This is a genomic window from Flavobacterium notoginsengisoli (assembly GCF_042686225.1).
Classification (GTDB): Bacteria; Bacteroidota; Bacteroidia; order Flavobacteriales; family Flavobacteriaceae; genus Flavobacterium; species Flavobacterium notoginsengisoli.
In genome coordinates this window covers 15,228-27,335 of record NZ_JBHUOT010000004.1, presented here as the reverse complement: position 1 = coordinate 27,335, position 12,108 = coordinate 15,228, and the positions used below count along the sequence as shown (strand labels likewise).

14 protein-coding genes are annotated in these 12,108 nt (G+C 33.0%); 11 read left to right on the top strand and 3 right to left on the bottom strand.

Annotated features, from left to right (window positions below):
- The first annotated feature begins 32 nt into the window (after positions 1 to 32).
- Positions 33 to 1,277, top strand: coding sequence for an ABC transporter permease (locus tag ACFS3A_RS10480; RefSeq protein WP_379825378.1), 1,245 nt, complete (start codon positions 33 to 35; stop codon positions 1,275 to 1,277).
- 192 nt (positions 1,278 to 1,469) lie between these two features.
- On the opposite strand, the gene prmC is transcribed toward ACFS3A_RS10480, so the two are convergent.
- Together prmC and ACFS3A_RS10470 are read right to left on the bottom strand one after the other, a co-directional pair.
- The gene (prmC, locus tag ACFS3A_RS10475; RefSeq protein ID WP_379825377.1) at positions 1,470 to 2,336 is read right to left on the bottom strand and encodes a peptide chain release factor N(5)-glutamine methyltransferase; all 867 of its coding nucleotides are present in this window, start codon (positions 2,334 to 2,336) and stop codon (positions 1,470 to 1,472) included.
- An 85-nt stretch (positions 2,337 to 2,421) separates the two neighbouring features.
- Positions 2,422 to 2,907 carry a GNAT family N-acetyltransferase gene (locus tag ACFS3A_RS10470; RefSeq protein ID WP_379825375.1) on the bottom strand — a complete coding sequence of 162 codons (486 nt, stop codon included), beginning with the start codon at positions 2,905 to 2,907 and terminating at the stop codon, positions 2,422 to 2,424.
- A gap of 131 nt (positions 2,908 to 3,038) precedes the next feature.
- Between ACFS3A_RS10470 and ribD the strand changes: the two genes are divergently transcribed.
- From ribD to ACFS3A_RS10455, 3 genes are all read left to right on the top strand, one after another.
- A complete protein-coding gene (ribD, locus tag ACFS3A_RS10465; protein WP_379825373.1) occupies positions 3,039 to 4,088 on the top strand; it encodes a bifunctional diaminohydroxyphosphoribosylaminopyrimidine deaminase/5-amino-6-(5-phosphoribosylamino)uracil reductase RibD in 1,050 nt (349 codons plus the stop codon).
- Positions 4,081 to 4,683 (top strand): HAD family hydrolase, encoded by a 603-nt coding sequence (locus ACFS3A_RS10460; RefSeq protein WP_379825370.1) that lies wholly within the window; start codon positions 4,081 to 4,083, stop codon positions 4,681 to 4,683. The genes ribD and ACFS3A_RS10460 overlap by 8 nt, the downstream gene beginning before the upstream one ends.
- Before the next feature lie 129 nt (positions 4,684 to 4,812).
- Positions 4,813 to 5,445, top strand: a complete 633-nt coding sequence (locus ACFS3A_RS10455; RefSeq protein WP_379825368.1) for an IMPACT family protein — start codon at positions 4,813 to 4,815, stop codon at positions 5,443 to 5,445.
- A gap of 31 nt (positions 5,446 to 5,476) precedes the next feature.
- Here ACFS3A_RS10455 and ACFS3A_RS10450 read toward each other — a convergent pair whose 3' ends face one another.
- Entirely contained in the window at positions 5,477 to 5,881 is a 405-nt protein-coding gene (locus ACFS3A_RS10450) for an acyl-CoA thioesterase (protein WP_379825367.1), read from the bottom strand.
- Positions 5,882 to 6,068: 187 nt separating this feature from the next.
- Between ACFS3A_RS10450 and dnaA the strand changes: the two genes are divergently transcribed.
- The 7 genes from dnaA (at position 6,069) to ACFS3A_RS10415 (ending at position 11,914) form a co-directional block, all read left to right on the top strand.
- A complete protein-coding gene (gene dnaA / locus ACFS3A_RS10445; RefSeq protein ID WP_091492283.1) occupies positions 6,069 to 7,496 on the top strand; it encodes a chromosomal replication initiator protein DnaA in 1,428 nt (475 codons plus the stop codon).
- An 8-nt stretch (positions 7,497 to 7,504) separates the two neighbouring features.
- On the top strand, positions 7,505 to 7,972 hold the full coding sequence (locus tag ACFS3A_RS10440) for a low molecular weight protein-tyrosine-phosphatase (RefSeq protein ID WP_379825366.1): 468 nt from the start codon (positions 7,505 to 7,507) through the stop codon (positions 7,970 to 7,972).
- Between the two features lie 62 nt (positions 7,973 to 8,034).
- Entirely contained in the window at positions 8,035 to 8,748 is a 714-nt protein-coding gene (locus tag ACFS3A_RS10435) for an SAM-dependent methyltransferase (protein ID WP_379825365.1), read from the top strand.
- A 25-nt stretch (positions 8,749 to 8,773) separates the two neighbouring features.
- On the top strand, positions 8,774 to 9,229 hold the full coding sequence (locus ACFS3A_RS10430) for an energy transducer TonB (protein WP_379825364.1): 456 nt from the start codon (positions 8,774 to 8,776) through the stop codon (positions 9,227 to 9,229).
- Positions 9,230 to 9,340: 111 nt separating this feature from the next.
- Positions 9,341 to 9,793: an energy transducer TonB gene (locus tag ACFS3A_RS10425; RefSeq protein ID WP_379825362.1), complete on the top strand. Its 453-nt coding sequence runs from the start codon at positions 9,341 to 9,343 to the stop codon at positions 9,791 to 9,793.
- A gap of 35 nt (positions 9,794 to 9,828) precedes the next feature.
- A complete protein-coding gene (locus ACFS3A_RS10420) occupies positions 9,829 to 10,956 on the top strand; it encodes a methionine aminotransferase (RefSeq protein ID WP_379825360.1) in 1,128 nt (375 codons plus the stop codon).
- Positions 10,957 to 11,032: 76 nt separating this feature from the next.
- Positions 11,033 to 11,914 carry an SDR family oxidoreductase gene (locus tag ACFS3A_RS10415; protein ID WP_379825359.1) on the top strand — a complete coding sequence of 294 codons (882 nt, stop codon included), beginning with the start codon at positions 11,033 to 11,035 and terminating at the stop codon, positions 11,912 to 11,914.
- Positions 11,915 to 12,108: the final 194 nt, after the last annotated feature.

Below are 12,108 nucleotides of genomic sequence, written 5' to 3'. Positions count from 1 at the left end.
AACAAAAAACGTATTTTCGTGACAAATTGGTCATGATGCTAAAATTATTTAAAGAAAATATCCGAATTGCGTTTGGTTCCATCAAAACACAATTACTACGTACTATTCTTACCGTTTTAATTATTGCTATAGGTATTACAGCTTTGGTTGGAATCCTGACGGTTGTTTCTGCACTTGAAAATACAATTTCTACCAATTTTGCTTCAATGGGAGCAAATACTTTCAATATTAATCAATATGAAAATACGGTTCGTAACCGAGGTGGAAATGAACGTGAAATAATCAATCCAATTATATCTTATCCTGAAGCAGTTGCTTTTAAGAACAAATACAAATATCCTTTTACAGAAACGTCTCTTTCCTTTACGGCAACTTCAAAAGCTGAAGTAAAATATTTAGACACCAAAACAGATCCTGAAATTACAGTGGTGGGTGTTGATGAACACTTTATTACCAATTCCGGTTTAGAAACTACTTTGGGCCGTTCTTTTAACCAATTTGATATTGAAAACAATACCTATTCTTGTGTTGTAGGTTCTGATTTTGAAAAAGGACTTTTAAAAGACATAAATCCAATAGATAAAATCATTTCGATTAGAGGAGCACGCTTTAAAGTTATTGGTGTTTTAAAAGAAAAAGGTTCCACTTTTGGAAACAGCCAGGATTTACGTGTATTGATTCCGATTCAGGTTGCAAGATCTTTATTTACGGCACCAAACATCAACTATACTGTCAGTGTAATGGTTTCTAAAAAAGAACTTCTGGATGAAGCTGTCGATAATGCAACCAGTACCATGAGAAGAGTTCGTAAATTAAGTCCGGTACGAGATAATAATTTCGGTATTGGACGAAGCGATGACTTAATCAACCGTATTTTAGGAATTACAAAATACTTAGGCTGGGCAGCTTGGATTATCTCGGTTATTACCATTTTAGGATCTTCTATCGCTTTAATGAATATTATGATTGTTTCGGTTACAGAACGTACCCGTGAAATTGGTGTTCGTAAGGCTTTAGGAGCAAAAAGATCAACTGTTGCTTTTCAGTTTTTTATAGAAACATTATTAATTGGACAAATTGGAGGATTGGTTGGAATTTTTCTCGGAATTCTTCTTGGTTTCGGAATAGCTACTGCCATGAGCTTTGTTTTTGTAATTCCGTGGGTAGCCATTTTTGCCGCTTTTGCTACTAGTTTCTGTGTCGCTTTGGTTTCGGGTTTATATCCAGCAATTAAAGCATCGAAGCTAGATCCTATTGAGGCGTTGCGTTACGAATAATTATTTAAAGCAGAAATAATCGTTTCAAAAGAACCACTTGTCCCGCTATCCGTGGCAATCTTTTGTATTGAACCCCAATACAAAAGGATTCTCACTGCTATCGGGGCTAGATTAGACCTTTCATTTTTTCAATAATTTTCTTTTGCTAACATCCATTATATTAAACTAAAAGCAATACTGCTTAAATAATATCTACAAGGTTTTGGAAACCTTGCAGGAAATCATTCGGTCGTTATCGTAGATATCTTTTCGAAGCTCAACGTTTTTAAATTCCAGATCTTCCAACAACTCAACCATTTCTTTTCCAAGATATTGATTGATTTCAAAATATAACTTTCCAGTTCCAAAAAGAGCCTTTTTCGCTAGTTCGGCAATTTTTCTATAAAAAATCAAAGCATCAGTATCTTCAACAAAAAGCGCTAAATGCGGTTCGTAATCCAAAACATTTTTCTTGATTTCCTCTTTTTCTAAATTTCGGACATAAGGCGGATTCGAAACAATAATATCAAACTGGCATCTTAATTCTTCTTCTTTTAGAATATCCAGCAATACAAAAGTCACATCAACATTATTTCTAATGGCATTTCTTTTAGCAGTTTCAATTGCTTTTTTAGAAACATCAATCGCTACAACTTCTGCATTTGGAAGGTTTTTAGCCAAAGAAATAGCGATACAACCACTTCCCGTTCCAATGTCAAGAATTTTTATTTTTTTTGATTTCTCTGAACTCGTATTTTCGTTAATAATCCACTCGACCAATTCCTCGGTTTCGGGTCTGGGAATTAAAACATTTTCATTTACTTCAAAATCCAAACCATAAAAATGTGTTTTTCCCAGTAAATACTGAATCGGAACTTCTTTCTTTAAATCCTTTAGTATTTCATCCCATATAATAAAATCATTCTCCTCAAATACGAGTTCATGATTTAATGCTAAATCGATCTGACGAAGTTTATGCTTCTCTTCCAGAATTAAATAAAAAAAACTCTCCGCTTCGTACGCATCGTAAAAAGGCGATAATTCTTTAATAAATTGAGTGCGGTATTGTTTAATTTTCATTTGATTTTTTTGAACATTTTATTCAGCCAAAGCTTGATCCTAACCCTTCAATAAGTCTCGTTCGTTAAGATTTGTTACAACTTTTCTACAAAACTTTCAACATCCAAACAGGGCAAGAATTATGCCCGGTTGCCCCCAACGGAGCATCTAAATATTCAAAGCCGGATTTTCTATACAATTTTTGCGCGGCATGCATAAAAGGCATTGTTTCGATATAACATTTTTCAAAACCAAAATCTCTGGCTTGTTCCAAACATTTTTCCATCATTTTAGTTCCAATTCCCAAACCGCGGGTCTTTGGCAGAAAATACATTTTTTGCAATTCGCAAATACTCGGATCTCCATTTTCCAAAGGCGCTATTCCTGCACAACCTACAATTTCACCATCACTTTCAACAACAAAATAAGCTGATTTTGCTTTACTGTATTCTTCAAACATAAAATCCAGGCAAGGATCTTCGTACGCAGTTCCGACTTTTGGGATTTCCATTTCGTCAAAAACTGATCTAATTAAACTCGCAACTGACTGATTGTCTTCTTTTTCAATTGCTCGTATAAGCCAATTTACCATTTTTTTTATTCTAAATCATTATAAATACAAAAGTAATTATAGTTTTTTGATCCCATTACAACTATATGTATTGTTTCACAACTTAACCACTTTCAATTAGTGATAAACTCAAAATTAATTACTTTTGCACTGTGAATATAGATGAAAAATACATAAAACGCTGTATAGAACTGGCACAAAATGGGCTTGGAACAACGTATCCAAACCCAATGGTCGGAAGCGTAATAGTTTACGATGGCAAAATAATTGGCGAAGGCTGGCATAAAAAAGCAGGCGAACCTCATGCAGAAGTAAATGCAGTAAAATCTGTAAAAGATAAATCACTGTTAAAAAAAGCTACTATTTATGTAAGCTTAGAGCCTTGCAGTCATTTTGGAAAAACACCTCCTTGTTGTGACCTGATTATTGCAAATGAAATTCCAAACGTAGTCGTTGGAACTGTTGACCCTAACGAAAAAGTAGCAGGAAAAGGTATTCTAAAATTAATCGAAGCCGGAGCAAATGTTACCGTTGGTGTTTTAGAAGAAGAATGCAATGAACTGAATAAACGTTTTTTTACTTTTCATCAAAAAAAACGTCCGTACATTATTTTAAAATGGGCAGAAAGTCAGGATGGATTTTTAGCTCCAGAAAAAATTTCGGAGCAAGACCGAAAACCAATTTGGATCACCAATCAGTATTCCCGACAATTGGTTCATAAATGGAGAACAGAAGAACAGGCAATTTTAGTTGGAACACAAACCGTGGTAGATGACAATCCTAAATTAAATGCAAGAGATTGGAGTGGCAATAACCCTGTCAGAGTTGTTATAGACCAAAATAACAGAATTGAAGAGAATAGTTTCATATTTGACGAATCAGTAAAAACTATTGTTTTTTCAAATGAGAACACAAAACCATCACGTAAAAACACTCAATTTGAAGCAATTGATTTCAACAACAATATCATTCCTCAGATTTTAGAGGTTTTATATCAAAATCAAATTCAATCGATAATAATTGAAGGCGGAAGACAAACTTTACAATCTTTTATTGATGAAAATCTTTGGGATGAAGCAAGAGTTTTTATTGGAAAAACAAGTTTTTCAAAAGGAACAAAAGCACCAATTATTTCAAGAAAGAATAGTATAAAAACTAATATTTTAAGTGACGAACTAATACAGATTAAAAATCATGATTGATGCAATAATTTTTGATTTCGGAGATATTTTTATCAATTTAGACAAACAGGCTACCATTTCCGGTTTGCAAAAATTAGGAATGAAAGAATGGAATACTGACTTTGATCAGTTAAATTTTTCATTTGAAGTTGGAGGTATTTCGCCGGAAGATTTTATTGGTGGTTTTCAAAAACAATTACCAAATGCTTCGAAAGAAGAAATTCTAAAAGCATGGAATGCTGTATTGGCAGATTTTCCCTTTTATCGCTTGGAATTCCTACAGCAATTATCCAAAAAGTACCGCCTGTTTTTATTAAGTAATACCGATTCTATTCACATCAATACTTTTGAACAAAAGAGCGGTATTTCTTTTTACAAAGATTTTTACAGCTGTTTTGAGAAGGTTTATTTTTCGTTTGAAATGGGATTAAGAAAACCTGATCCTAAAATTTATCAGGTTCTTTTAGACAAACACAACCTAGTTCCAGAAAACACTTTATTTGTTGATGACAAAAAAGAAAATACAGACAGTGCTACCACCTTAGGAATTAAAGTTTGGAATCTACAAGTAGGAAAAGAAGATGTTGTAGATTTATTTAGCAAAGGATTATTATAGTGCATTTTAATTCTTTTAAAAAATATTCAGCCACAGATTAAAAGGATTTCCACAGATTTTTTATGTAAGCAAAAGAAAAATCCTTTTAATCCTTTTAATCTGTGGCTAAAAAAAATTAAACCTTTACAATTGGAAATTAACGACACTTATCAAACTATAGCATTTGCATCTGAAGAAATACTGTTTAAAGAAAAAGGCAGTAAATTCTTTGGCTATGCATTTCCGATAGATCATGAAGATGAAGTAAAACCAATTATTGAAGATCTTAAAAAACAGCATCCGCATGCAGTGCATTATTGTTATGCTTATCAATTGGGCGTTGGAAATAAAATTTCTTATCGCGCCAATGACGACGGAGAACCAAGCAACACAGCCGGAGCACCAATTTACGGCCAGATACAATCTTTTGGCGTAACAAACGTTCTTGTTGTAGTCGTTCGCATTTTTGGCGGAGTCAAATTAGGCGTTGGCGGTTTGATATCTGCATATAGAACTACGGCACAGCAGACACTAGAAATTTGTGAAATTGTCGAAAAAACAATTGATGTGGAGTTTTTAATTTCTTTTGATTACAAAAACATGAATAAAGTGATGAGAGTAATTAAAGAAAAAAAACTTGAAATAAAATCTCAGGAAATGGAAATGGATGAAATTTCAGGATTGCCAATTGGAAAAATAGTGACAAAAACGCGAAAAAAAAATGCCGAAACAGTGTTCAGCATTTTTGATTTAATGTTCGAAATCGATATTAAAATTATATAAATTGATACGAAAATGGCATTCGTTTTAACAATTATTCAAGCGTTTTAAATATTTCTAAAATATAATCCGGAGGAGCGGTCGGACGACCTGTTTTTAACGCTACAAATACTAAAATAAACGTCGCAGTTGTTAATAACTCATTCGCTTCATTATAGATTGCGCAGTCAAATTCAATCTTAACAGAAGAGTGACTTTTGAAAGTTGTATGAATCGTTAAAAGTTCATCATATCTAGCCGATTTTTTGTAGTTGATATTCATGTTAACAATCGGAAGCCCAATTCCGCTTTCTTCCATGCTTTTATACGAAACCCCTTTATTTCTAAGCCATTCCACGCGTCCAATTTCAAAATAAGGCACATAATTTCCGTGATAAACGACTCCCATTTGGTCGGTTTCTGAGTAACGAACTCGTACTTGAGTCTGATGATTTTTCATTTATAAAATATTAAAAAAATTCAAATTTAAAAAGCCCTATTACAACTTTTTTTTATAAAATTAGATACCAAAATATTTTTTTTTACAGAAATTTGTTCACATATTTGTTATCCCGAAATAAGGAATAAAATCGCTCCTTTTTTATTAGGAGAATCTTTATCAATAATATAAAAATTTATTTGAATCTATGACTAAAACTGCTCAATCGGTATGGGAAAACTGTTTGTCCTTTATAAAGGATAATATTCAAGATCAAGCATATAAAACTTGGTTCGAACCAATCAAATCAGTTGAGCTAACCGATAACGCATTATACATTCAGGTTCCAAGTAAATTTTTCTACGAATGGCTCGAAGAGCACTATGTAAAATTATTGAAAGTTGCGCTTACCAAAGAACTGGGAAAAAACGCAAAGTTACTCTATAAAATTAAAATGGAGAACACTTATGGAAATAAACAGCCATTTACCGAGCAGCTGCCAAGTTCCAACAGAGTTCCAATGAAACCACAAGAGGTTGATGCTCCGTTTAAAAATTTAAATCCTGAACTTAAAAATCCGTTTGTAATTCCTGGAATTAGAAATTTAAAAATTGAGTCTCAGTTAAATCCAAACTACAGTTTTGATAATTTCTTAGAAGGAGATTCAAACCGTTTAGCTCGTTCTGCAGGTATGGCTGTTGCCAACAAACCTGGAGGAACTTCATTCAATCCGTTATTGATTTTTGGAGGAGTTGGTTTAGGAAAAACACACTTAGCGCATGCTATAGGCGTAGAAGTGAAAGATAAATATCCTGAAAAGACCGTTTTATATATTTCTGCTGAGATTTTTACACAACAATATATTGATTCTGTAAAAAAGAACAATCGTAATGATTTCATTCACTTTTACCAATTAATTGACGTTTTAATTATTGACGACGTTCAGTTCTTATCTGGAAAATCAGGAACGCAAGATGTATTTTTCCATATTTTCAACTATTTACACCAAAACGGAAAACAAGTAATCTTAACTTCAGACAAAGCGCCTGTTGACATGCAGGATATTGAACAAAGATTATTATCTCGTTTTAAATGGGGATTGTCTGCAGAATTACATCAGCCTGATTACGAAACCCGTATTTCGATCTTAAAAAATATTTTATATCGTGATGGTGTTGAAATGCCGGAAGATATTTTAGAATATGTAGCTCGTAACATTAAAAGCAATGTGAGAGAACTTGAAGGTGCGATTATTTCCTTAATTGCCCAATCTTCTTTCAATAAAAAAGAAGTTACGATTGAATTAGCGAAAAGCGTTGTAGAGAAATTTGTTAAAAATGTAAAAAGAGAAATTTCTATCGATTATATTCAAAAAATCGTTTCAGATTATTTCCAGTTAGACATTGAAACACTTCAATCTAAAACCAGAAAGAGGCACGTTGTACAAGCCAGACAATTAGCTATGTTCTTTGCAAAAAAATTCACAAAAGCTTCTTTGGCTAATATTGGCTCACAAATTGGAGACCGCGATCACGCAACTGTTCTTCACGCATGTAAAACAGTTGATAACTTAGTTTCTACAGACAAACAATTTAAAAAGTTCGTAGAAGACATTAATAAAAAACTAACGCTTTAAGACGCACCATGCCTGTAAAAATCTTAATGGTTTGTTTAGGGAATATCTGTAGATCTCCTTTAGCAGAAGGAATTTTAGCTTCTAAATTACCTAAAGATAAATTCTTTGTCGATTCGGCAGGCACAGGTTCCTGGCATGTTGGTCATTGTCCGGATAAACGTTCGATAGAAGTTGCCCGAAAAAACGGCATCAATATCAGCGAACAAAAAGGAAGACAGATAAAAACCAGTGATTTTGATGAGTTTGATTACATTTATGTAATGGACAACTCCAATTTCAACGATGTAAGCCATCTCGCAAAAAGACCTGAACACAAAAATAAAATTCATTTAATTCTAAATGAATTATTTCCAGACGAAAATGTAGATGTACCGGATCCTTATTTTGGCGCTACAAACGGATTTGAAAATGTTTATCAAATGCTTGACGAAGTAACCGATATCATCGCAGATAAACTAATCAAAAAACACGCATAACTTCAATTCAATTGTTTCAAAAAAATGAAATGATTGAATTTTTTAATTTTAAACAAATACACATGAAACTTCTAGGAAAACTATATTTAATTCCAACTACAATGGGCGAAAGCGATCCGATGGACGTTTTACCACAAACTGTAAGAAGAACTATAGAAGTTATTGACCATTATATTGTTGAAAACGACAAAACTGCCAGAAAATCAATAAAAGCAGTTTATCCAGAAAAAAAACAATCAGAATTAGTGCTTTTCACTCTTAACAAACGCACCGAACCTAGCGAACATTTAGACTTTATCAAACCTTTGTTAGAAGGAAAAAATATGGGTTTAATGAGCGAAGCAGGCTGCCCAGGCGTTGCAGATCCAGGCGCTGTAATTGTAAAATTGGCACATGAAAAAGGAATTCAGGTGGTGCCTTTGGTTGGCCCTTCTTCTATTTTATTGGCTATGATGGCTTCCGGAATGAACGGGCAAAGTTTCACTTTTAATGGTTATTTACCAATTGATAAAGACGAAAAAAAATCGGCTTTGAGACATTTTGAAAGATTGTCTCAGGATAAAAACCAATCTCAGATTTTTATTGAAACTCCTTATAGAAATAATAAGCTGATTGAAGATCTTTTACAGATTTTAAATCCGTCAACACATTTATGTATTGCTACAGATATTACACTACCAACTGAATTTATTAAAACAATGAAGGTTTCAGATTGGAAGAAACTAAAAATCGATATTGACAAGCGTCCTACGATTTTTATTCTTCATAAAATGTAAACTAATTTTAAAATCATCATACATCATGAAAAAGTTTTTAATTCTGATTTTAATTTGTTCTGTACAGAGTATTTTAGCCCAGGCTAAAAAAGCTAATGACATTCTAACAATTGACGAACCTTCAAATAAAACTTATCCTCAAGGAGAAGTTCCTAATAATGATTATACCCTTTATAATACAGCCGGATTAGACATCAAACCCGAATTCCCAGGAGGAGTGATTGAATTTAATAAATTTATTGAGAAGAATTTCAAAATTCCAAAAGAAGGTTTAAAAGGAAAAATTTACACCACTTTTGTGATAGAAAAAGATGGTTCTTTAAGCGACATTAAAGTCTTAAGAGATATTGGATATGAAACTGGTTCCGAAGCAATTCGTGTTTTGCAACTATCTCCCAAATGGAAACCTGGAAAACAAAACAACAAAACCGTTAGAGTTCTTTTTTCTGCGCCTATATACGTAAATAGTTCTCCTAAATAATTACTCAAGTTTCCTCCTAATCAAACTTTATCAAGAGTAAATTATAAAATACTTACTATCATTTTTGCATATAAAAAGCAGTAACTTCAGATAATTTTTAAAATCATAATTATGAAAAAGTTTTTAATTCTTATTTTGGTTTTCGCTGGTCAAACTCTATTTTCTCAAAATAAAGAAGAAAAGAGAACACGAGATAATTTAAAAGATAATCTAAAAAATTATAAAGAGGAAGAATTTGTTCTTGATGAGAATCACGTTTATAATAGTGCAGGATTAGAAATTATTCCTAGCTTTCCGGGAGGAAAAGTAAAACTGTATCAATTTATAGATAACAACTATAAAAAATCAAATAAAAAGCCAACTCACCAAGGAAAACTATATGCTACATTTATTATCGAAAAAGATGGATCATTAAGCGATATAAAAGTTCTCCGAGATATTGGATTTGGCACTGGAGAAGAATTAATAAGAGTTTTAAAATTATCTCCTAAATGGAAACCTGGAAAACAAAACGATAAAGAAGTTAGAACCTTGTATTCAATTGTAATCCCTGTACAGATATAAGATTAATTCTTGTCTTTCCTTAATCAAACTTCATCATGAGTAAACTCCCAAATGTAACCACAAGCATTTTCACGGTAATGTCAAAAATGGCAGCTGAATACAATGCAATAAATCTTTCTCAGGGATTTCCAAATTTTCCTGTAGATGAGAGATTGACAGATATTATTGCAAGATTGGCCAAAGAAAATGTACATCAATATACACCAATGGCAGGTTATCCTCCATTGATGAACAAAATTACAAAACTGACTCAGGATTCTTATAACAGAACCATAAATCCAGAAACAGAACTTTTGATAACTGCTGGTGCAACACAAGGGATTTTCACCACAATTCTAGCTTTAGTAAAAGAAAATGATGAAGTAATTATTCTAGATCCGAGTTATGATTCGTACGAATCACCTGTTTTACTTTGCAAAGCTAAACCTGTTCGAGTGGCATTAAATGATGATTATACACCAAATTGGGAAACAATAGAAAAAGCTTGTTCGGAGAAAAACCGAATGATTATCATCAATAATCCGCACAATCCGACGGGAAAAATTTTGACTGAAAATGATTTTATCCAGTTAAAGAATCTTCTTGAAAAATATCCAGAAATCATTGTTTTATCTGATGAAGTATATGAATACATTACTTTTGAAGAAAAACATATTTCAGCAAATACCAAAAACTTTCTATTAGACCGCTGTGTTATGGTTTCCTCTTTTGGAAAATCATTTCATATTACGGGTTGGAAAATTGGCTACACTATTGCACACGAATATTTAATGAAAGAAATCAAAAAAGTACACCAGTTTTTGGTTTTCAGTGTCAACAGCATTTCACAATTTGCTATTAATGAATATCTAGATGTTGTTGATGTAAATCTGCTTGGAAAATTCTATCAGGAAAAAAGAGATTATTTCCAGAAACTGCTTCAAAACAGTCGATTTGAATTAAAACCCTGCGAAGGAACTTACTTTCAGGTTGCTTCTTATGCCAATATTTCTGAAGACGACGACGTAACTTTCTGTAAAAATTTAATTATCAATCATGGCGTTGCGGCAATTCCAATTTCAAGTTTCTATTCGGATCATAAAGACCAGAAATTAATCCGTTTTTGTTTTGCCAAAGACGACTTTACATTAGACTCAGCAGCAAAAAAATTACGTGAAATATAAAATTTATCGAAATTTTATAACATTGTTATGCGTGCATCCTATTTTATTTAACTAATATTGCAAAAAAAGAAAAAGTATGAGCTATACAGATAAAATGTTGCGTGATGATGCTTTACAAGGCAAAGTCATTGTCGTTACAGGCGGCGGAAGCGGTTTAGGCAAAGCTATGACCAAATATTTTCTCGAATTAGGAGCTCAGGTAGCGATAACTTCCAGAGATTTAGATAAGTTAAAAACTACAGCTGCCGAACTGGAAAGCCAAACTGGAGGAAAATGTTTGCCACTGCAATGTGATGTACGTCATTACGAAGAGGTAGAAAACATGCTTCAGGAAACTTTAAAAGCGTTCGGGAAAGTAGATGTTCTTTTGAATAATGCGGCGGGAAATTTTATTTCGCCAACCGAAAGATTATCTGCAAACGCATTTGATACTGTTATAGATATCGTATTGAAAGGTTCTAAAAACTGTACACTTGCTTTTGGAAAACACTGGATAGACACTAAACAAACTTCGGCAACGATTTTAAATATAGTAACAACCTACGCCTGGACAGGATCTGCTTATGTAGTTCCTAGCGCTACGGCAAAAGCGGGAGTTCTAGCCATGACACGAAGTCTTGCTGTAGAATGGGCAAAATACGGAATCCGTTCCAATGCGATTGCTCCGGGACCATTCCCAACAAAAGGAGCCTGGGACAGATTATTGCCAGGTGACCTATCAGAGAAATTTGATATGGCTAAAAAAGTGCCATTAAAAAGAGTTGGGGATCATCAGGAATTAGCCAATTTGGCTGCTTATCTGGTTTCTGATTTTTCATCTTACATCAATGGAGATGTAATTACAATTGATGGAGGCGAATGGCTGAAAGGTGCAGGACAATTCAATTTACTAGAAGCAATTCCGGAAGAACTTTGGGATCAGCTTGAAATGATGATAAAAGCAAAAAAGAACAAATAATTACAAGTGCTTACTAAATTCAGAATATTTTTTTTAAACTATACTGATTGCACGAAATCCCGAAGGTTTACTTTCGGGATTTTTTTATGCTTTTTAACCATATAAGTGATATAAGTTCAATGAAGTAAAAAAATGTTTAAAAATCTGATTGCTTAAATTTACTTACATTACTTATATGGTTAAATTATATTACA